A 21,706-nucleotide genomic window follows, 5' to 3' on the forward strand; every position below is an offset into this window, starting at 1 on the left:
GCTCTTTGTTTTGTCCCAGCCGCCTTTTTTATTTATCTGATCCATACACTATGGACGAATTGTCCAGCATACTACTTCTTTAATAATCCCCTAAAAAATGTAATACTTATGAAGAGACCCTTTCACTCCTTGTATGCTATAATAATTTTCACTAATCGCTTGCCTTGTTAGTAAACTGACAATTATCTTTAAAAAGAAAAGGTGTACATTATGACTCAGAACTCTAATATTCCTTTTAAGGATCTTTCTTTAGAAAGTACTTTCACCACGTATGAAATGAAATTTAAAGCACTTGCTGATAAAAAAAGACTTCAGATCATGAATATCCTTACACAACGTGGAGAAATGTGCGTATGCGATTTAGCACCATTAATGGACATGACACAATCAAAGCTTTCTTATCATTTGAAAATTCTATTCGAAGCAAAAATTCTTCTTAAAGAAACAAGAGGAACCTGGAGTTATTATTCGTTAAACCATGCAGAGATTAATCATCTCTTATCGGAAGAGCTTTGTTGCTTATTTAGAAGTGATAATTCTGAAACAAAACCCATAGCTTAGATCAACTAGCCGGTGAGCATTTGTCTGTCGTTACATGCTCACTGGCTCGTTTTTTTATTTGGGTGAGAGTACGAATTGAGTTTTAGGCTTGGAGTGTTAAAATTAGATTTTGTTTTCCTATTTACAAAGTAACTTAAAGAAATCTCTCTATGATAATAACACCATAATAAGTAAACTCTTATCCTCGCTGACTAAGTTTCTCGACATTTACTTTTCAACTACTTGTTAGTATGTTTGCTTCATGTAGTGACGGGTATATGAATGTATACAAAAGCTTACAAGGAGGAATGGAACGTGAATCACCAACAAATACAAGAATGTATACAAGCCTGTATAGAAGCAATGACTGCAAGTAATGCCTGTTATTCTGCTTGTCTCGAAGAAGATCATGTAAAAGAAATGACGGAGTGTATTAAGCTTGATCGTGAATGTGCAGATATTTGTCGTGTAGCCATCACTAGCATGCAAACTCATAGCCCATTTATGATGGAAATATGCAAATTATGTGCAGACGTCTGTGAAGCGTGTGCAAAAGAATGTGACAAGCACCCGCATGATCATTGTAGAAAGTGTGCAGAGGCTTGTTATCGATGTGCCAATCTTTGTCGCAATATGAGCGCGTAAGCATCCGTGTCAACCAGATCACTTAGAAGGAGATTTACACGGTAAATACAACAAAAGAGGCTGGGACAGAAGTGCCTGGCACCTTATCGTAACGACTATATGTACGCACTGATTTATCTAGTGCACACAATAGTTTGTATCAAAGGGTGCCTGGCTCTTTGTTTTGTCCCAGTCTCTTTCCTATTTATACTTCTGGAGTAGGAGTTGGCTTTGCATAACCAGATTTATATTGAGTATCAATTTTTTCTCTAATTTCTTTCAATGATTTGCCTTCTTGATAATCAAGAATAGACTGGGCAGCAATTTCTAAACAAACCCCACACTTTGTTCCGTGGTCATCCCACACTAAACTCCCATTCTCTTTCTTATTAAATACAAAGCAATCATAATTATTCTTGTGGTTTGCAGTTTCGCCACAGCCACAGTAACACGGAATAAATTCTAGTAAATCTTCGTGCTTAGCAGCTGCTTGATAAATAATTTGAATGTCCTCTGGCTGGCTTTCTAAAAAGGAAGGTAAAGCATCCGTTCCAGTCGTTTCTTCTCGTATATCATGAGATGCACTATGAGCATCGTGGTGATCTTCTTTACCTGACAATTCCTCTTTTGAACATCCACTTACTACACCCATTATAACAAGACATACTATTATTATACTTTTCACTCTCATCTCCTCACCTCTTTTCCTATCATACTTCCTGATTCTTTATTCAACAATACCTTTCATGGAATTGCCATTTATATGCGATATTTTCATGTTGATACATAATTATCCTTCCTTACACAAACATTACAAGTAACAAAATGGTAAAGGAAATGTGAAACTACATGAATGATTCTACTCAACTTATTTCACAAGATGTTGAAGAAACGATAAAAGAGATTAAGGATCAATTTTCCTATGGAATAAATTCAGATTTCACTTGTCATAGCCTCCAGTTACAAAGAGAGAGATGCGCTTATTTGTGCTATTATTCCTCAATTGTTGATCGAAGTATGATTCAAGAACAAATCTTGTCCCCTTTATTACAATGGCAAGAAGGAGATATTGATTTACGTTTACCTTTTGATAAAACCGAAAAAATCACTCGTTTACAAGATGCTATAGTATCCATCCAAGCTGGGAAAGCTATCTTATTTTTAGCTCATTCATCAGTAGCTTACACAATGGATGTCGCCCAATTCCAGCACCGCGGTATTGAAAAACCTACGAATGAAAATGTTGTAAAAGGTCCTAAAGAAGCATTTACGGAGTCTTTGGGGACTAATTTATCCCTTATTCGGAAGCGGACACTTCAGCATCAGTTAATTGCTGAATCAATTACTGTAGGAGAAAGATTTCCTAATGACGTAACCATGATGTATATCAAAGATCTTGCAAATGAACAGCTTGTGAACCTCATTCGTACACGACTAAAGGAGATAAAAGTGGATACAGTACGAAATGTGGAATTACTTGAGCAGCACCTTGAAGAAAGACCCTACTCATTAATTCCAACCATCCTGTATACGGAAAGACCTGATCGTGCATCAACCTTTTTAGAGGATGGCTATATCACTTTATTAATGGAGAATTCATCCTCCTGTTTAATTTTACCTGTTACATTTTGGGCATTTTTCCATTCACCCGAGGATCGATATTTGCGGTTCTCATTTGGAAATTTCTCAAGATTCATTCGGATGATTGCCATTTTTATTACGCTCTTTACTTCAGCCATTTACATTGCTATTACTAATTTTCATAGTGAAATGGTTCCAATGGATTTATTATTGGCGATTGCGAGCGCAAGAGAACGAGTCCCTTTCCCTGCGGTTTTAGAAGTATTTATTATGGAATTTGCCTTTGAGCTTATACGAGAGGCAGGTCTAAGAATACCGAGTCCTTTAGGTCCGACAATTGGAATTGTTGGCGCCATTATTATTGGCCAAGCTGCTGTTCAAGCAAACGTCATTAGTCCGATTATTATCATTGTTGTATCCTTATCAGGATTATCCTCGTTCACCATTTCGGATATTAGCTTTAATTATACAGTTCGTTTAACAAGGTTTATTTTTATTTTTGCAGCATCCTTTTATGGGATCTATTCTCTGACTGGTGCTTTTTTATTGTGGGTGATGTATTTATTCTCTTTACGATCCTTTGGTGTTCCATTTCTATCTCCTGCATCACCCTATTCTTTATCATCTAATGATACGTTTTTCAGGCCTATACTTAAAAAAGAAAAATATCGTCCAAACTATCTGCTTCCAAAGGATATAAGAAAACAAGAAGATTAGGTGAGTGAAACTATGCTACCACGTCCTTCATTAAGGGCAAGAGAGTTATTTGCAATGATTTTATTACTAATCGGCATCAAGCTGTCTGATATGACACCTGCCCTGTTGGCACAAGAAACAAAGAATGCATTTTGGATGGTTCCAATTTTATCTTTTCTTGTGATTCTTCCCTCCCTCCTCCTTCTATTGCATGTTATTAAACAATATGAGGACAAGAATTTTGTTCAGCTTTTGAAGCACCTCTTTGGGAATATCGTTGGAGGAAGTATTGGTCTCCTTATATTTTTTATCGCATTCATTGCTTTAGCTATCGACAGCCGAAGTACAATCGATGTATTGGGGACGGTTTACTTTCAAGAATCACCTACTGTCATCCTTTATGCCATTTTTATGCTCGTCTGTTATTTTGGAGCAAGGAAAGGTTTTAATGTGATTGGAACAACGGCCTTCTTGATCTTGCCTTATGTAAAATTGGCCTTACTTTTTTTGATGTTGCTAATTTTGAAAGAAACAGTTTTTCTAAGAATTTTCCCTCTCTTTGGCGATGGATTTACACCATTAATTTTCGAAAGTATTTCAAAAGCATCCATTTATGGTGAATTATTCATTTTACCTTTAGCCTATACATCGTTTAAGCAAAGAGAAGACTTTCATAAAGGAATGTTATGGGGAAGCGTGGTTTCTGTTACTGAATTAACCCTCTTTTTCCTATTGTACTGTACACTTTTTGATTACAAATCAATTGATAAAAATGCTTTCTTATTTCATGAAGTAACCCAATTTATTACTTTGGGAAATTATCTCTCAAATATTGAAACATTTTTTATGGCTTTTTGGTTAATAGGTACTTTCATACGTTTTATCATTTACCTTTATATGATTGCTTGGCTATTCGGGGAGGTATTTACTATTAAAAAATTTAAACCTTTCTTACTTCCATTCAGTTATTTAGTTATTGCAATTGGCATTATTCCCGAAAATCCTATGGTTAATGTTCTTGTCATTCGTGACCAATTTTTGACGCTCATCACACCACTCTTTATCTTTTTACCTTTTTGTTTATGGATCGCTTATAAATGGAAGGGTGATACTAAATGAAAAGAGCTTTGTGGGGATTCCTATGCTTATCTTTTCTCTTAGTCGGTTGCTTTGATAAAAAGGAGCTAGAAGAACAAGGCTACGTTATTGGAATTGGGTTAGATAAAGGAGCTGATGACACGTCTTCTACTCAACTAAACATTACGTTTCAAATTGCCAATCCAGAGGTTGGGAGCGCTATTACGGGTGGGGGTTCTAATGAACAACCTCAGCAAACCGTCACACTTCAAGCCAATGATATTTTAACAGCCATAAATGCTGCGAATTCTTTTGTTTCAAGACAAATAAGTGTCGATCATACGCAAATTATTGTTGTGTCCGAAGAGTTAGCACGTACAGAACAGTTTTTAAGAATCATGCAATCAGTCACAAGATCATCAGAGCTACGCAGAGGTGTTCAGATTATCGTGAGTAAGGAAAAAGCGAGCGAATTTCTAATTAACAATGACCCAACGTTAGAAACCCGTCCACATAAATACTTTCAACTCATGCTAAATCGAGCAAGGGAAACAGGGATAATTCCCAAAGGTGATGTGCACCGTTTCTTCCAGCTAACAGAAGGTGACGCAGACTTATTTCTCGCGATCTATGCAACAACAATCGTGGATAAAAAAAAGGAAAATGGTTTTGAAGATGAATATATCGCAGGTGAAATTCCTCAATTAATTGGGGACAGAACTCAGTTCATGGGATCAGCTGTATTCAAAGAAGGAAAAATGATCGATGTTATTGACGGGCAAGAAACAAGATTAGCCCTTATTCTTGACCATACAAGTAAACTAGAAGATATTCTTGCGACCTACCCTGACCCTATCGACAGTAATCAAAGAATTGCAACACGTTTTATAAAGAAAAAGAAAAATAAAGTGGATATTACCTATAGAAAGAATGGCCCAAGTGATGTTTCTATTACTGTTCCCTTTGAAATTGAAGTGTTGGCAGTGCCAAGCTTGGTAAACTATTCAACAGAAGAAAATAAAGAAAAGCTACGAAAAAGTATTGAGGGTAACCTAAACCAAAAAGCGAGAGAACTTGTACAAAAAACGCAGGAACAGTATGGAACAGAACCTTTCTATTGGTCTTTATATGTTAGAAAAAATTTCTTAAGTATTAAAGATTATGAAGCTGCTAATTGGAACAAAAATATTTATCCACATGCAAATGTTCACGTAAACTTTACACTCAAAAAAATCCGTTTCGGTAAACTAGTAAAAAATTCGAATCTCAATGAAGTGAGGGACTAACAACGTGGTTTACCACTATATCGTTGCAAGTTGTATTGCGGTTTATACCTTCTGGATCTCCAAAAGATTATTTCAAGAATCAAATCGAGTTGGTGGTATCGCTACCCTCTTAACGAGTTTACTTGTTCTCGTCTCCCCTATTGTCTTTTATTTTTTTAGTTAATAACCTAACGAAAAGCGCAAAGAGCTGGCCTATTAAAGACAAAAAAAGAAGAGGTGCGAATAGACGCCCCTCTTTCCCTTTATTTATGCCTGTTTAAAAATACGTTTTAACGTATCCTTCATATTAGGTTTCACATTTATTTTAGGTCGTGCTGCTTTAGCGATCTCTTCTGCTTCTTCAAGTGATTCCGCTTCCCTTAACGCAAGTAACGTCCCAATTGCAACCGTACCCGTTCGATTGCTACCACCTTGGCAATGAAAATATACGTTTTTGCCTTGATTGTATGCATCAACAACCTGGTCAATTGAGTGTTTCACTGATTCATCTTGATAGTCCGCATCATCTACAATTGGACAATGTTTATAATCGTAAAGTGCTGTTTTTTCCTGTTTGGCTTCAGCACGTAAATCAAATGCAATATCAATGTTCTCTTTATTCATCACATCATGAATATCATTTGCTCCCCCAATAAAGATACGATCTTTAATTAGTTCATGGTAGTTTTTTTCAGATTCATGTTTCTCCTGATTTTGCATAACTCCCACTCCTTTCTCCTAAATGGACGTCCATCTTTCTTGTTTTTACTACCATCTCAATGCACACACTACACTTTACTTCGTAAAGTTCTCTTGTGTCGGGGAACCCCCAAACCACTAAAAGCCTTCCGACTATCGTCAGACTCGCCTTGCTAGAGTGTGGTCAATCGAATTACTCGATTAGCAGTACTCCACCAAAACGAGAAAACCTTAAGACCTTTGGCTTTGCCCACACCTTATCAGGAGCTTCTCCCCATACCCCATAATCCCTCGCCGGTTGACAGGAACAAACGGTTGTTTTCTTCAAGAAGCTCGATTAATCGCTGATCGCATTAGCCCAAGAATGGGGTACAAGCCTGCCTAGTGAACGGACTGACCAATACGTATATTTATCTTTCACTAACCTCACACTTCATCATTTGAATCGTGCATTTTGACTAGTGAAGTTTTTTTTCTTCATAAAGCTTGCCCTTCATATTTCCAATTGCCTATTACTATATAACGATTCACTTATATGCACAAGGAAAAAGATTTCTTCTTTTCATGCATAGAAAAAAAAGAGCCTCATATCATGAGAAGAGAAAACCTTCACGTGATAGAGTGCTCTACTCTCTTTATTTCACTCTTAGTAAGCGTAGCGCGTTTAAGATGACAAGCAATGCTGCACCAGTATCACTCAATACAGCCATCCATAAAGTGAGCCAGCCAGGAAAAATGAGGACTAAGGCAATCAATTTTATTATTAATGAGAACCAAATATTTTGTTTAATAATTGTCAGTGCTTTTCTGCTTAGCTTTACCGTATGCGGAAGCTTTTCAAGGTTATCAGCCATTAAAACGATATCTGCTGTTTCCATTGCCGTATCCGTTCCAGCACCACCCATTGCAATGCCAAGATCTGAAGTAGCTAGTGCTGGAGCATCATTAATCCCATCTCCAACCATCGCAACTGTATATCCTTCTTTTTGCAATTGCTTTATAGCCTCTACCTTATCCTCTGGTAATAATTCTGCAAAATAACGACTTACATTCGCTTCAGTTGCAATCCGTTCAGCCGTTCCGTTATTATCCCCTGTTAGCATGACAATCTGATTAACTCCCACTTGTTTTAACCCTTTTAATGCTTTTACTGTAGTTGGTCGTATGGTGTCCGCTACTGCAATTACACCGAGGATTTCTTTGGAAGTTCCTATAATTACTACTGTTTTCCCGTCGCTTTGTAAATTCTGTAGCTCGTATTCGTACCTTTTTAGTGAAATATTTAATTCTTCAAAGAGTCTTTTATTCCCTGCATAAAATACCTCTTTATTTATCGTAGCCTGAACACCTTTTCCTACAATGCTTTTAAACATTTCTCCTTGCTTGGAAGATATCTTTAGATTTGTTGCATACTCTACAATTGTTTTGGCGATTGGATGTGATGAGTATTCTTCTAATGTTAAGGCAATCGACAACAGCTCTCGTTCAGGTATCTTATACGTTTTAACCGATGTCACCTTTGGCTTTCCTTCTGTTAAAGTCCCTGTTTTATCAAAAGCAATAGCATCAAGACTTCCTGCTTTTTCTAAGAAGGTTCCACCTTTAATGAGAATACCGTTCTTAGCCGCATTACCTATAGCTGATACAATCGCAACTGGAGTAGAAATAACTAACGCACATGGACAAGCGATCACTAGTAATTCAAGTCCCTTATATAACCATTCATCAAGTGTTCCAAACCCAACAAGTGGCGGTAAAATCATAACGGCTAATGCAAGTATAAATACAATCGGTGTATAAATTTCCGCAAATCGATCGACAAAGGCCTGTGTAGGTGCTTTTTGTTCTTGAGCTTCTTCTACTAAGTGGATGATTTTGGCTATTGTTGTATCTTCCACTAGCTTTGTGACCTTTATCTCTAAAGAACCACTTTCATTTATAGTACCCGCATATACTAAATCCCCAATTAATTTATCAACTGGTATTGATTCACCTGTAATCGGTGCTTGGTTTACACTAGACTCTCCTTGTAAAACCTCTCCATCAAGGGGAATTTTCTCACCAGGTTTAACAACTAATATGTCATTAATCCCTATTTCTTCAACTGGTTTTTTTACTACTTGCGTACCCTGTTTCACCCATGCTTCTGAAGGAGCTAAATCCATCAATGAACGAATGGAATTTCTTGTTTTTTCAATGGATCTATTTTGAAGATAAGTCCCTAAAGAAAATAACCAAACAACAGTAGCCCCCTCAAGCCATTCTCCAATCAGAGCAGCACCAATGGCAGCAGCAGACATGAGGACATTCATGTCTAAAGATCGACTTTTCAATGCATAAAACGCACTTTTCACTGGCTTAAATCCACTCATCACCATAGCAGCTGCATACATAATCGTTGTTAGTAAGGGAGTCACATCTCCATATGAACCAACGAATCCAAGTAAAATAAGTACACCTGAAGTGATAATATAGCTATTTTCTTTTTTTGCAGTCACTGTATTTTCCTTGTTTTTTTCTTCTAAAGAAGCTTTAAATCCAATTTTTGATACCTCTGAAATAATCTCTTCCACACTGTTTTCATGCTCAATCTTCATTTTTCCTGTCGAGAAATTCACACTTACGTTTTGAACTTTAGAAATAGTATTTAAATGATTTTCAATACTTTTTGCGCAGCTACCACAATCCATTCCCTCAATTACATACGTTTTCGCTTTTTTATTTTTAGGAAGGGGCTCAATCGAGAAACCAAGCTTCCCCACTTCCTTTTCCATTCTATCGATTGCAGAAGAATCTTTCATGGTCACATCTAGCTTCGCACTGTTGTAATGCACCTTCACAGCCTCTACTTCATACATGCCACTTAGTCCTTTTTCAATAGTAAGGGCACATGAAGGGCAATCCATTCCGCTAATTCGGTAGCTAAACTTCTCAGTTGTGCCCGTAGGCTCATTGCTACAGCATGTGGATTTCTTTTCTACCTTCACTGGTATTCGATTCTCTTGATTACTACTACAGCAGGCTGATGCTGGGGCTGCTTTTGTCTCTTCTTTACTGCTGCAGCATGTGTCTTTTTTAGGTCCTGTTTGTAAATTTTCAGTTGAACAACATGTGTCTGACATGGCAAGCTCCTCCTAGCTTATATGATTCTCACAACACGAAACATCCGTTTGAATATCAACTAACACATCTTCAAACATCGTTAATAAATCCCTAACCTTTTGATTACTCAAACTGTAGTAAACATATTTCCCCTCTTGTCTTCCAACGATAAGTCCACAGCCCTTAAGACACGCTAAATGCTGAGAAATATTTGATTGATTCCCTTCAATCTCCTTCACTATCTGAGAAACAGCTTTCTCTTCATGTTTAATACAGTCAAGAATTTGAATTCTAACTCTATGTGAAAAGCCGTGTAAAAACTTCACTTTAAGATCTAAATCAATAGTAGACATATGTCTCCCCCATATCATATTCGTTTTTACTAATATGATATCATATTAGCCTTTTCTAATATGTGTGTCAAAGAAAAAGTTGAGAAGATACCTATTTTAAGGTTCTTAAGAGTTGATTTAGTAGGAGGGATGGTTCTAACTTGTTGTAAAAAGGAATGTTGAAGGGAGATAACCTAAAAAAAGTACACCTTCAGCCGAGGTCAGCCAACTATTTAGGTCGGAAATATATCCTTTTTTTTGGAATTTAGTATCTGTGATCCTAATTTGGGCATTGCACCATTTGTAAGTGCAAATATTTAGAGGTGCAAGCCTTTGGTAAAAAGGATCCAAGTTGAGATATGAAGATATGTATTTATAAGAGAGTGGAGTGAGGCCTTGCGGCTAACGAGTGTGTATGCGCGAAAACAGCCTTAACAAAAAAATAAAAGCCACTAATAAATTAGTGACTTCTTAAGTAAGCTACTATAAATACTTCCTCGAGATACTCTTCCCATCATATGAGAACAGCACTGCTTTGTCTTCTAATACAGATTCCATATGAACAGGTCTTCCCCATAGTTGATAGACATATGGGAGAACCTTTTCTAAATATTTTAAATCAAGCTCGATATCCTCAAACCAGTGTTTTAGATAGAGTTCGTTATTTCTTAAGTAATCTCCGTCATTTACTGTGATATAAGGGAAACCTCCGTTTACTCTCATGCTTACAAGCTGATCTCGAACCGCTTCCCATTCTTTATCAACGACTTTGTAATCTCGACCTTGCTTTTGGAAGAGATACATATCCTCACGCATGACAAGGTCTTTTGTTAAGTAGTTTCGAATAAATGAGATGTCTGATTCGATTTCTCTGACTTCAAACATCTTTTCTCGTCCAGATCCTGATTTCACACCAAGTTGTTTCATTGCTTCAGTAGGGTTGTTATAGCGCTCTTCAATATCTTCAAAGATTTTCAATCCCAAATAATATGGGTTAATACTTGTTTTTGATGGCTGTACAACACCCGCGTTGAGCTTAGCAAATTCAATGGACTCGTCTGAGGTAAGATCCATTTCACGTAGGATCCGTTGGTGCCAGAAGGAAGCCCAGCCTTCGTATTGTAATAGTGTTTTTGTTATGTCAGTGTTCTTTCATAAAATGTGCAGATTCTAAGGAGTTTGTGAAAACTACGTTATAATCTGCATTGGACGGGTACTATGTATAATGTAAAAAAATAAGGAGGTATTCCAAATGTTAAACCAACAATATAAAGAATGTATCCAAGCATGCTTAGAATGCATGGAGGCTTGTAATGTTTGTTATAGTGCATGCCTTAAAGAAGAAGATGTAGCAATGATGTCATACTGTATTCGCCTTGACAGAGAATGTGCGGATATTTGTAGTTTTGCAGCAAAAGCGATGCAATCAAATAGTCCTTTTGCTGAACAAATTTGTAAATTGTGTGCTGAAATATGTGAAGCATGTGGAAAAGAGTGTGAAAAACATGAGCAGGATCATTGTAAAAAATGTGCTGAGTCTTGCTTTAGATGTGCAGATGCATGTCGCAAAATGGCTTCATAAAACTTAACAGGAACTGAATAATAAAGAATTAAGGACTTGGAGCAAAGCATAATTAGCTTTGCTCTTTAACTAAGTTTCAACCAAAAAACTAAGAATACTTACCTAATAATCAGGTAAAACACTATCTAAATAGTCTTGAAAGGAGTAGCTATCATGAAACAATACCTTAAATTTGCTGGGATGATCATCACTTCAACTATAGTTATGTTTCTATTTAAATATTTAAGCACGTACAGTCTTGATCATGTCTTTTTTAGTGAATCAAGGCTTTATATGGCTCTGTTGATGGGTTCTACAATGACTATTATTATGTTAGGGTTTATGTATCGTATGCTAAAAAACAGAAAAGTAAATATTGGAATTGCAGTTGTTAGTGTTCTTGTTTTTTCGCTTTCACTTTTCCTATTACGAAGTCAAACATTGGTGGATGATACCGACTATATGGAAGCCATGATTCCACATCATTCTATTGCGATATTAACTAGTGAACGTGCAGAAATATCTGATCCGAGAGTTCGTGACCTAGCAGATGAAATTATAAAAGCTCAACGTAAAGAAATTGATGAAATGAAGAAATTAATTGAGGATCTAGAAGAAGAATAATTTACTATCTTACTAAAAAACCTCCATTTGGAGGTTTTTTATCTGTTTAAAGAAGGTTTCGGCACTCGGCAATACATTCCTCTAAGTCTTTAACAGCATGCTGCATTCTTTGCTTTGATTGCTCATGTGCTTTACCAATCGCATTATTTAAATGAGTTAATGCACTTTCGCATTCTGAAATACATTCTTGAAGATCTGCTTTATTCATTAAAAACACTCCTTGAATCTTATTTTCACAGGAGTATTTTCCACAATTATGATTATTTTATCCTTTAGTCTCGCTATAGCCTTTACTTAAAACAATTCTCCTATCTTCTATGTTTAGAATTGCTTTAAACTTCATTTCAGATGTTATTTTGCAAATTCTCCTTATTTCAACTGGAATATGAAGTGTCCCCCTATTACTTAGTATGCATTGATTTTCTTTTTCGCATGCTTCTTTAGCCAATATAATTGCTTTATTATCCACAAAAATATAGATATTATCACCTGGTTCGAGATTTATGTCTTTTCTGATACAATTTGGGAGATAGACTTGTCCCGATTTAGTTAGTTTTAATTGCATTGAAACCACCTCTAAAACAAAGGTTTTTTTCATGATAATAAAAAATTATGGAGAAAATTTGCATTTTTAAGTAATTCAATAAAAAAGCAACAAATCTGCAAATTTTCTCAACAATTTCCCATTACAATAATCTTATAAAGATAAAAAGGTGTAGTTTATGAAAATTTCAATCAAACTTGGTCTTTGGTTTTTTATCTGTATTTTTATCATTGAAGCATCTTCCATGTTCTTCTTACATCGTAATGTTGTACATTCTCTTGTTAATGAAGAGTTGGACTCATTAAAATCACGTGGAAATAGTCATAGTGATGTTTTAGATATATCATACGATGAATTGACGTTACATCATATTCAAATTATGGAGACAGGAACAGATACAGAAGTTGTCATAACCGATGAGGTTGGGAAAATAATGATTTCATCTAAACCCATAGATGATGTGATGGACAAAATCTTAACAAGAAATAGCGTTGACCTAGATGCTCCGAATGAAGGTCTAATCCTACAAGCAGATTGGCAAAATGAACAATATATTTCTACCGTCTCCTCATTTAAGGGTCCGAAAGGAGATATTGGTTATGTTTACATGTTCAAAAGTACGGACCAAATACAAAGGTTTATTTCACGATTAAATGAACATTTTATCTTAGCTTCAGTGCTCATTTTATTTTTCATGTTGATTACCATATTCTTTTTATCAAAAGCTCTTACAAAACCATTATTATCAATGAAGGAAGCGACCAGAAAAATAAGCAAAGGTGATTTTTCAGTTTCTTTACCAAAGACTACAAATGATGAAATTGGTGAGTTATCAACTTCTATTCAAAAACTTGCAAACGACTTAAACTATTTAAAAAAAGAGAGAACCGGGTTCTTAGCGAGTATTTCTCATGAACTACGTACTCCTCTTACCTACATTAAAGGTTATACAGATATTGCTAGAAGAGAAAACTTATCCGAAAAAGACCGTCTTAGTTATTTAAATATTATTTATGAAGAAGCTAACCATGTTGGTGACCTTCTAAAAGAATTATTTGATTTAGCTAAAATGGATCAAAATACTTTTACTATCTCTAAGGAAAAAGTGAAAATTGGCTCATTCATGTACTCCATTTTTCAAAAAATAAAGCCAGCTTTCGATAGTAAAGGAGTTACACTTGAATTGGTTTGTAAAATCAATACTGTTGTAGATATTGATCCTATTAGGTTTGAACAGGTCTTATTAAATTTATTGGATAATGCTTTAAAATACTCTGATACCCACACTTTGACTACAATTGTAATAACAAACGAAGGGAATTTGGTAAAGATATTTGTCAAAGATCAAGGCATAGGGATTCCTGCTGAAGATTTACCATATATCTTTGAACGTTTATATAGAGTGGATAAATCTCGTTCCAGGCTAACAGGGGGTTACGGATTAGGATTATCCATAGTTAAAGAAATAGTAGATGCTCACGGTGGAAACATTACGGTAGAAAGTCAATTAAATAAAGGTACATGCTTTAGGATTACACTGAAAGGACTTTATGATGACAACAGTTTTGTTAATAGACGATGAGCAAAGAATGCTCGATTTATTATCCTTATATATAGAACCTTATGGATATACGTGTTTTAAGAAGAACTCTGGTCCTGAAGGCATAGAATTTTTGCAATACAAAAAAGTCGATATTGTTATTCTTGATATCATGATGCCTGAAATGGACGGATGGACAACCTGTGAAAAAATAAGAGAAATATCTGATGTACCAATCATCATGTTAACGGCAAGAAATGAAAAGGAAGATATCGTTAAAGGATTAAAAAAAGGTGCTGATGATTATTTGGTCAAACCATTTAATGAAGAAGAATTGTTATCACGTATAGAAGCGATTATGAGGAGAACCAGCAGGACTTCTCATTCTGAAAATATCATCAGATTTGAAGGTTTGTTAATAAATCAATCTACGTATCAGGTTACATTTCAGAAGAAAGAAATCGTACTTACACCAAAGGAATATGCATTACTTAGCTTATTTTTAGAAAACCAAAATAAAGTATTTTCACGAGAACATTTACTCTCAACCATATGGGGGCTAAAAGCTGAAACAGAGGATCGAACTATTGATTCGCATATACGGAACATGAGAGAAAAGCTACGACAAGCTAACTTTCCAGTAGGACAATATTTAAAAACTGTTTGGGGAGTTGGCTATAAATGGATCTCTAGTAACTAATCAAAAAGTAGGAGGTATTGTTGTAATAATGATAAAAAAGATATCTTCATTTTTTCTAATAAGTATATTATTAACTGCTTGCTCGCAGGGAGAAAATGAACAGACAACGAATAAAGATTCAGAATTATACAATGAAGTAAAAGGCGAAAAAATTGAACATATACACGGTATTGGCTATGCAGGAAATAAAAATGAATTGTATCTGGCTTCACATGATGGATTATTAAGATTCTCAAATGAAAAGTGGTTTAAAATAACCGAAAATAAACATGACTACATGGGTTTCCAAGCAACTGATGAAGGATTCTATTCAAGTGGACACCCTGAACATGGATCTGATTTAAAGAATCCTCTTGGGATAATAAAAAGTTCGGACGCAGGAAAAACAATGGACAAACTAGCTTTTTATGGGGAAACGGACTTTCATTATTTAGCGGCAGGTTATAAAAGTCATATGATCTATGTGATTAATGAATCAGCGAATTCAAGTTTAAATAGTGGTTTTTATTATTCCAAAGATGAAGGTGAAAACTGGACACAAGGTAAGACGCAGGGGCTTTCATTTAATAATATTGGTAACATAGCCACTCACCCTACCAAAGCAAATATAGTAGGTATAGCCACAGATCAAGGTTTATATATTTCAAATGATCATGGTGATTCATTCTCTCTAGCGTCACAACCTCAGCCAGTAACAAGTGTTGAATTTAGAGAAAAATCCTTACTTTATTTTACTTTAAAAGGAGATAAGGTATCGCTTTATAGACAAGAACTAAGTAATGAAAAAGAAGAAACAATCCCTCTCCCAAATGAAGTGAATAGACAAAATCCTGTGATGTACATTTCATCTCATGCAGAAAAAGAAGAAGTGATGACTGTGGTTACTTACGAAAATGATATCTATCAAACAAAAGATAATGGTCAATCATGGACTACTTTAGTAAGTAAGGGCAAGATACAATCATAGTTATATACTCAAATAAGAACTTGGATTGATCCAAGTTCTTTTCTTTATTTTAAGTACACACATTCCTATTTTGGTGACAATTCACTTTCCGTCATCCACTTATGGTTTTTCACTTCCTCACCGCCAGTTGTTGGAGTGTAGTCAACCATATATACTGTCATTTCTTCAACTGAGTCAACAACAGCTGTTGCTCCTTTCATACCTTCCATATGATCTGTGTTTAACACAACCTCCGTTCCTGGTTCAAATGGTTGATCTCCTGCATTTTCAATTTCTTCATGGATGACCCATTTATGATCTTCAACCATTTCTCCTCCAGTTGTTGGAGTATAAGAAACCACATAAACATTTGTATGATATGCTCCAACAATTGTAGCTTCTGCACCCTTCATACCTTCCATGTGATCTGTTTCAAGAATAGCTTGACTCCCAACTTTATAAGTTGGATTTTCTTCTTCTTTTAATCCTTCTGGAATTTCACCAGAACCTGAATGATTCATCTCAGAATGATCCATTTTCATACTTTCTTCGGTATTTGTATTTGTGTTCGAGTCTGTGTTTTCATTTGGTGTCTCTTCTCCATTATTACTACATGCAGCTAAAGAAATTGCTAATAGACTTGTCATAATACCTATTATGAATTTATGTTTCATATCAACCTACTCCTTCTTTGTTTATGAATTATATGTTAATACTGTAAAAATACCAAAAGACTTTGCAGAAAGTGTGCAAAATTAGTGTCATATATGTAAATATTTTGAACTTAAAAATTAAAAAGCAGTAAGTAGAAAGAATTGGTCTACATACTGCTTAGTTTATCCTTATTTATCATAAATTAATTTTGTTACCATACCACCTGGTGTTTTTCCATTATTCGTTTGGTGAAATGTTTTTGTTCCGTTTATTGGGAAAGGTCCTGGATTTATTGATAATAATTCAATGTCAATCCGTTGACCTGAAGCAACATTAATTGTGTCATCGTATATGTTATAACGTGGAAACCCATTGACACTTACTACTTGAAAATCATGACCATGAACATGCATGGAATGTGAGGCACTGGACTTATTTATAAAACGAATTCTAATTTTTTCCCCATACTTCGTGCGAAGTCCTTCAGTATCAGGAAATGATTTTCCATTTATTGTGAAAAAGTTTGGGTTTTGATCAAATTTTTTAGGTTTGAAAGTCCCAGGTGTTACTTTCCCTATTTCTCCTTGCGGTATATCCCACTGTTGGAGAACTAAAACGTAGTCACGATATGGAATTTGTTCTCTTGTTAATTGATTATCATTAGGTAAAATGATAAAAGGTCCCATTAATCCCTGAGGAATTTGTGCAGGATCTCCAGCATGATAAAAGAACGTTCCTACTTGCCATGCAGGAAATTGATAAACATAAGACTCTCCTGGTTTGATTAAGGGGGTAGGTTCAATTTCGGGTATACCGTCTTGAGATACAGGTTTAGACAACCCATGTACATGAAGTGAAGTGGGTTTATCTAATTGGTTTTCTAATTCAATTTGAACAGTCTCTCCTTGTCTAAACACCAGTAAAGGACCAGGAATAGAACCATTGTATCCAAGACCCTCAATTTCAACCCTATCAACAATACTATGACGTGAAGGTTTTGCAACAAGTTTATAGTAACGTGTATTGCCGCCCGTTTGATACTTTGCTTTTAATCCGTTCGGCATAACCAATCTACTTTCCCAGTTCATGTCTACATCCCCCATAATATAAAGTTTTGCTATGAACTAAATATTATGATTGGTTATACCAGAATATGAAAATGAATAGAACTTCAATTAAAAATAACGAGCTATCAACTCGTTATTTTTGGTTCTTATTCAACATCATACCCTTGATCATCGATCTTTTCCTTAATATCACTTAAATTTACTTCCGCAGAATTAAACTCTACTTCTACCTCTCCTGAATTCAAGTTTACCTTTACTGATTTTACCCCTGCTAACTTACCAACACTTCCCTCAATTGCACTTACACAATGTCCACATGACATTCCTTGAACTTTTAATGTTATCTTTTCCATCTTTATTTCTCTCCTCATTTTATAAACTCTTTTTATTTTCTTCTAAAAAGTAATCATTAAACCAAGACATTACTTAAGTGATTCTGGTTGTTAATACCAGTATGTAATGGTATCAAGTATCCCTACAAGAAACATAAAGACCCCTGCTACCTTTTGAATAAAGGAACCAAATTTTCTTCCTTTCTTTAATAAAGCTCCACTTCCCCCTAAGTACCATATAAAGAAAATTGTAATAATTAGTGGTAAGACAGTGCCGATCGCAAACAAAGTCGGCAAAATAAAGCCATATGAACTCGACAGCACAACAGGTATAAGGGATACAAAATATAATACAAACATTGTAGGACAAAAGGCAAGTGAGAAACTAAATCCTAATAGAAAGGATGCAAATGGTCTTTCTAGATGGTTACCTTGAACTTGTTTAACTATACTAATTGTACCTTTTAATTTAATGACACCTACCATAACCAATCCTACAATAATTAAAAGAGGTCCTATTAGTTTACGTATCCACGGAAAATACATCGTAAGAGTCTGTTCAATTTCCCGACCTAAAATCCAAATTAATATCCCCAAAAGAGAAAAGGCAACAATTTTACCTAAAATAAAACCTAAAATATCCTTCCATACGATCTTTCTTTGCAGGGAACGATTTCCATAAAGCGTGACTGCACTTACATTAGCAACAAATTGACATGGAGCGAGTGCCCCTACAATCCCCAATACAAAGGCAAATACAATAGGAAATCCTTCAAGTACATTTGCCATATTAAAAAATGGTTGGCTTAACCAAGAACTTATTTTACTGATGAAAATATACACACCTCTCCTCCTTTCTTTACTCTGTCAATAGCTTAATACATAATTGTGCAGATTTTATGAAGGAGTTTTAAAGACATATTTCTATTACTCTTTGACGTGAAATCATTAATTAAATATGTGGTCTTTGTAGAAGTAAACAATAGAAAAGATAAACCCCGTTAAAAAAATGGATATCGAAATGATAGAAATTCCAGTAAGGTTTATAGAGATTACACTTGAAGCAAAAGTGAATAATAACCATTTTAATGATGTCGAGATTATTTTACCCATTACCATTGACCTCTTTCGCTTCACTTGATTCCCAATAATACTCTGAAAAAACCTCTGTAAATGCATCGACCGATCGATATAATTCATTTAGATCATTATCGACACCACCAATTTCAACAAGCATTGCTTTATTTGAAACATCTTGGTTATAAACACCGTTTCCTTCACTTTTTGTTTTGAGGAATACACCTCTACTTATACCTGGATACTTTGCCTCTAGTCTCTTATGCAGCTCTTTTGCAGTATCAAGATTTTCTAAATATTTATTGTGTTCCTTTCCAACCACAAAGTATAATCTTGCATAATCTTTACCATTAATATTTTTCGTGGTTAGATGTTTTCTGGCAGAATCACGATGGATATCTATAAAATAGGTCAAATCATTTCCTTTGTTCGACACGGCATCTTCGACAAGATTACCAGACACAGCATACGCTTTAGTGGACCTCATTCCTTTTTCATTCAAAGTTTTGGTCATATTGGTCGTGTCATGCACAACACCAATACCTTTATTTATTAAGTTTTGACTCATTCGTTTTCCTAAACCTATTACATTAGCCCTCTCATCATTACTGATTGCGTCATTTGGAACTTGTGCATCTTCCAGTAGAGGTAAAAATGATTCCCAACTATGTGTTTGATATATATAGACGGTTTTCTTCTGGGGAGGTGAAACTTGGGTAAATTCCTTAGATGAGTTACCTTCAATTTGCTTTAATTTCTCTTCAGCTACTTTCCTTTCTTCTAGCAAAACCTCTGTTGGGGGAGAGGACTCGTATGGTAAAGTGGTTAAATCTGTTCCTTCCCCTGCAATAATGATTTCCGTATCATATAGTCTTAACCCTGGTAATTCATTACCTAAGAATGTTCTTGCATCTGAGGGTTTAACACTGGTTGCAAGTTGAATTGCCATTTTAGAAGCATTTGAAATTGTAAACAATTCATCTGTCTCCTTAGGGTAAAAATAATGATTTTCAGCTCGGAGAAAATGTGCAAAAAGGTCTTTACTGTACAAATTATTAATAGATTTTTGCAAAACAACTGAGTCAATTTTTAAATTCATAAAGATAATAGTCCCGATTAGTAGATACATAATGATCAACGCTACTATAAAAGACGAGAAATATTTTGGTTGATTTGCTGATCTTTTCATTATAGGACAACCCCTTTCTCCTCCATAATATGAAGGTGAAAGGGGTTGAATGGCTAAAAAATTATTACAAATATTACAGAAACATTTTAGTCATGAACTTTATCCCAATAGTATTGACTTATGGCATTTCCTATAATATCGGCACTACGATAAAGTTCCTCCAGATTATTTTCAACTCCACCTATTTCAACAATAACACTATTTGGTAGTAAATCTTGATTATAGACACCATTACCTTGAGACTTATCTTTAATGATGACTCCTCTAGAAAGACCAGGATATTTCCTCTCAATAACTTCATGAATACCATTCGTAAAATCTAAATTTTTCTTGTAATTTTCATGTCCACTTCCAATAACAAATGAAATTTTAGCTAGTGATTCTCCACCAATTTCAATTGTTGAATGTTCTCTTTGCAATGAATCACGATGAATATCAAAAGCCATTTCTAAATCTCTATTTTCACGCATTTCATCTACAATAACTTCTCTGGACATTTGATATGACTGACCAAATGTTAAGTTTCGGTCATGTAACATATTTACTATATCAATTTGACTAACCTCATTCCAAATTCCATTATGCTTTAGAGAGTCTCCTAATCTCTCCCCAACAAGTGCTATATTTAACTGGGAGTGATATGCACTTTCAGAAGCTGTTCCCTTTTTAAAGTAAGGCAGAAATGACTCCCTCGTATGAGAAAAATATATAAATACGACCTTTCTACCGAATGTGTTGTGAAAGCTCTTATTCTTTATTTCTGGTCTTTTAATATCCTTTTGATTAATTGAATTAATCTTTTCTTGATTCAGTTTAGCGTCTTTTTGCAGTGCTTTTTCCTCTGGTACTAGCTCTTCTGATACTTCAAATCCACTATCATCACCTGGATCAGGTTTACTTTTAGAGTTTATCTCTACATAAGTGTTTTTACCTTTATTGTTACTAATAACATGGAGTTTTTTAATTTTGTGATCACCTTTTTCATATAGGTGAAGAATAACTACTAATAAACCTAAGAATAAAGTAATTGCCGTAAATAATAAAACCTTTAGAGTTTTAGTGCTTATTTTATCCATCCTAACATCCTCATGTAAAAGCATTCTTTTCTATAACTTATATCGGATTCATTTTTAGAATTATTAATCATACTGACATTCCCTTGATAAAAATCACTATTCATACGTCTCATTATTTAAAAGGAATATTTCCATAAAACAAGTCACCCCCCCGTGAGAACGGGTGGTTTGCTCTGCGGCTGAAAGCCTTTGTTACTGACCAAACCCTAAAGGGCTACTGAATGGTTCGCCAGTTGTACTACTTTTACTGGCCAGACCTCAAAGGCCTACTACCTATTTTCAACACCTTTTCTTTCGCATAGAGTACGTAGTATTTCTCCAATGTCTTTTTTGATTTTCCCATAAATTACTTGTCTTCTATATTTAGGTGCAAAGACGATGTGATACTTACAATTCCAGGTTGTATGTGTCTTTTGACATTTAAACTCCTCCGTATGCTGATATTTTGGTTGGCGAACCAAAAATATTTTAGCACCTCGG

22 protein-coding genes and 2 pseudogenes are annotated in these 21,706 nt (G+C 35.1%); 10 read left to right on the plus strand and 14 right to left on the minus strand.

Translation table 11 applies throughout. The annotated features are described in order from the left end of the window. The first annotated feature begins 210 nt into the window (after positions 1 to 210). Both A9C19_RS16280 and A9C19_RS16285 read left to right on the plus strand, forming a co-directional pair. Positions 211 to 561 (plus strand): ArsR/SmtB family transcription factor, encoded by a 351-nt coding sequence (locus tag A9C19_RS16280; protein ID WP_072580920.1) that lies wholly within the window; start codon positions 211 to 213, stop codon positions 559 to 561. 294 nt (positions 562 to 855) lie between these two features. Further along, positions 856 to 1,185: a four-helix bundle copper-binding protein gene (locus tag A9C19_RS16285; RefSeq protein ID WP_476727067.1), complete on the plus strand. Its 330-nt coding sequence runs from the start codon at positions 856 to 858 to the stop codon at positions 1,183 to 1,185. Positions 1,186 to 1,369: 184 nt separating this feature from the next. Here the strand turns inward: A9C19_RS16285 and A9C19_RS16290 are convergent, their stop codons facing one another. After that, on the minus strand, positions 1,370 to 1,855 hold the full coding sequence (locus tag A9C19_RS16290; RefSeq protein ID WP_072580922.1) for a PCYCGC motif-containing (lipo)protein: 486 nt from the start codon (positions 1,853 to 1,855) through the stop codon (positions 1,370 to 1,372). Positions 1,856 to 2,013: 158 nt separating this feature from the next. Between A9C19_RS16290 and A9C19_RS16295 the strand changes: the two genes are divergently transcribed. The 3 genes from A9C19_RS16295 to A9C19_RS16305 are packed head-to-tail and all read left to right on the plus strand — an operon-like array spanning position 2,014 to position 5,804. Beyond that, on the plus strand, positions 2,014 to 3,462 hold the full coding sequence (locus A9C19_RS16295) for a spore germination protein (RefSeq protein WP_072580923.1): 1,449 nt from the start codon (positions 2,014 to 2,016) through the stop codon (positions 3,460 to 3,462). A 12-nt stretch (positions 3,463 to 3,474) separates the two neighbouring features. Further along, positions 3,475 to 4,560, plus strand: coding sequence for a GerAB/ArcD/ProY family transporter (locus A9C19_RS16300; RefSeq protein WP_072580924.1), 1,086 nt, complete (start codon positions 3,475 to 3,477; stop codon positions 4,558 to 4,560). Then, positions 4,557 to 5,804 carry a Ger(x)C family spore germination protein gene (locus tag A9C19_RS16305; protein ID WP_072580925.1) on the plus strand — a complete coding sequence of 416 codons (1,248 nt, stop codon included), beginning with the start codon at positions 4,557 to 4,559 and terminating at the stop codon, positions 5,802 to 5,804. The genes A9C19_RS16300 and A9C19_RS16305 overlap by 4 nt, the downstream gene beginning before the upstream one ends. 246 nt (positions 5,805 to 6,050) lie before the next feature. Here A9C19_RS16305 and A9C19_RS16310 read toward each other — a convergent pair whose 3' ends face one another. From A9C19_RS16310 to A9C19_RS16325, 4 genes and pseudogenes are all read right to left on the minus strand, one after another. Next, the gene (locus A9C19_RS16310; protein WP_072580926.1) at positions 6,051 to 6,503 is read right to left on the minus strand and encodes a protein-tyrosine phosphatase family protein; all 453 of its coding nucleotides are present in this window, start codon (positions 6,501 to 6,503) and stop codon (positions 6,051 to 6,053) included. A gap of 614 nt (positions 6,504 to 7,117) precedes the next feature. Next, the gene (locus tag A9C19_RS16315; RefSeq protein ID WP_072580927.1) at positions 7,118 to 9,604 is read right to left on the minus strand and encodes a heavy metal translocating P-type ATPase; all 2,487 of its coding nucleotides are present in this window, start codon (positions 9,602 to 9,604) and stop codon (positions 7,118 to 7,120) included. Positions 9,605 to 9,616: 12 nt separating this feature from the next. Further along, entirely contained in the window at positions 9,617 to 9,937 is a 321-nt protein-coding gene (locus tag A9C19_RS16320) for an ArsR/SmtB family transcription factor (protein ID WP_072580928.1), read from the minus strand. Positions 9,938 to 10,399: 462 nt separating this feature from the next. Further along, positions 10,400 to 11,038, minus strand: a pseudogene (locus A9C19_RS16325) (SpoVR family protein); the annotation flags it as partial. 130 nt (positions 11,039 to 11,168) lie between these two features. On the opposite strand from A9C19_RS16325, the gene A9C19_RS16330 reads away from it, so the two are divergent. Together A9C19_RS16330 and A9C19_RS16335 are read left to right on the plus strand one after the other, a co-directional pair. Then, a complete protein-coding gene (locus tag A9C19_RS16330; protein ID WP_072580929.1) occupies positions 11,169 to 11,498 on the plus strand; it encodes a four-helix bundle copper-binding protein in 330 nt (109 codons plus the stop codon). Positions 11,499 to 11,651: 153 nt separating this feature from the next. After that, positions 11,652 to 12,101: a DUF305 domain-containing protein gene (locus A9C19_RS16335; RefSeq protein WP_072580930.1), complete on the plus strand. Its 450-nt coding sequence runs from the start codon at positions 11,652 to 11,654 to the stop codon at positions 12,099 to 12,101. 46 nt (positions 12,102 to 12,147) lie between these two features. On the opposite strand, the gene A9C19_RS21860 is transcribed toward A9C19_RS16335, so the two are convergent. Both A9C19_RS21860 and A9C19_RS16340 read right to left on the minus strand, forming a co-directional pair. After that, positions 12,148 to 12,309: a hypothetical protein gene (locus tag A9C19_RS21860; RefSeq protein ID WP_158515103.1), complete on the minus strand. Its 162-nt coding sequence runs from the start codon at positions 12,307 to 12,309 to the stop codon at positions 12,148 to 12,150. A gap of 57 nt (positions 12,310 to 12,366) precedes the next feature. After that, a complete protein-coding gene (locus A9C19_RS16340) occupies positions 12,367 to 12,666 on the minus strand; it encodes an AbrB/MazE/SpoVT family DNA-binding domain-containing protein (RefSeq protein WP_072580931.1) in 300 nt (99 codons plus the stop codon). A 157-nt stretch (positions 12,667 to 12,823) separates the two neighbouring features. Between A9C19_RS16340 and A9C19_RS16345 the strand changes: the two genes are divergently transcribed. Genes A9C19_RS16345 through A9C19_RS16355 form a run of 3 tightly spaced genes read left to right on the plus strand, consistent with a single transcriptional unit; the run spans position 12,824 to position 15,852 of the window. Beyond that, entirely contained in the window at positions 12,824 to 14,227 is a 1,404-nt protein-coding gene (locus tag A9C19_RS16345) for a sensor histidine kinase (RefSeq protein WP_072580932.1), read from the plus strand. Continuing rightward, entirely contained in the window at positions 14,199 to 14,885 is a 687-nt protein-coding gene (locus tag A9C19_RS16350) for a response regulator transcription factor (protein ID WP_083584412.1), read from the plus strand. Before A9C19_RS16345 ends, A9C19_RS16350 begins: the two co-directional genes overlap by 29 nt. A 28-nt stretch (positions 14,886 to 14,913) precedes the next feature. Then, a complete protein-coding gene (locus tag A9C19_RS16355) occupies positions 14,914 to 15,852 on the plus strand; it encodes a F510_1955 family glycosylhydrolase (RefSeq protein WP_072580934.1) in 939 nt (312 codons plus the stop codon). Positions 15,853 to 15,917: 65 nt separating this feature from the next. On the opposite strand, the gene A9C19_RS16360 is transcribed toward A9C19_RS16355, so the two are convergent. From A9C19_RS16360 to A9C19_RS16390, 7 genes and pseudogenes are all read right to left on the minus strand, one after another. Continuing rightward, positions 15,918 to 16,505 carry a YdhK family protein gene (locus tag A9C19_RS16360; protein ID WP_072580935.1) on the minus strand — a complete coding sequence of 196 codons (588 nt, stop codon included), beginning with the start codon at positions 16,503 to 16,505 and terminating at the stop codon, positions 15,918 to 15,920. Between the two features lie 168 nt (positions 16,506 to 16,673). Then, positions 16,674 to 17,573 (minus strand): multicopper oxidase family protein, encoded by a 900-nt coding sequence (locus A9C19_RS16365; RefSeq protein ID WP_158515104.1) that lies wholly within the window; start codon positions 17,571 to 17,573, stop codon positions 16,674 to 16,676. A 125-nt stretch (positions 17,574 to 17,698) separates the two neighbouring features. Continuing rightward, entirely contained in the window at positions 17,699 to 17,905 is a 207-nt protein-coding gene (gene copZ, locus A9C19_RS16370; RefSeq protein WP_072580937.1) for a copper chaperone CopZ, read from the minus strand. 90 nt (positions 17,906 to 17,995) lie between these two features. After that, positions 17,996 to 18,727: an urease accessory protein UreH domain-containing protein gene (locus A9C19_RS16375; protein WP_072580938.1), complete on the minus strand. Its 732-nt coding sequence runs from the start codon at positions 18,725 to 18,727 to the stop codon at positions 17,996 to 17,998. Positions 18,728 to 18,989: 262 nt separating this feature from the next. Continuing rightward, the gene (spoIIP, locus tag A9C19_RS16380) at positions 18,990 to 20,150 is read right to left on the minus strand and encodes a stage II sporulation protein P (RefSeq protein ID WP_072580939.1); all 1,161 of its coding nucleotides are present in this window, start codon (positions 20,148 to 20,150) and stop codon (positions 18,990 to 18,992) included. A gap of 86 nt (positions 20,151 to 20,236) precedes the next feature. After that, on the minus strand, positions 20,237 to 21,226 hold the full coding sequence (gene spoIIP / locus A9C19_RS16385; protein ID WP_158515105.1) for a stage II sporulation protein P: 990 nt from the start codon (positions 21,224 to 21,226) through the stop codon (positions 20,237 to 20,239). 278 nt (positions 21,227 to 21,504) lie between these two features. Beyond that, a pseudogene (locus A9C19_RS16390) lies at positions 21,505 to 21,687 on the minus strand (transposase); the annotation flags it as partial. Positions 21,688 to 21,706: the final 19 nt, after the last annotated feature.

The organism is Bacillus weihaiensis (genome assembly GCF_001889165.1).
Classification (GTDB): Bacteria; Bacillota; Bacilli; order Bacillales; family Bacillaceae; genus Metabacillus; species Metabacillus weihaiensis.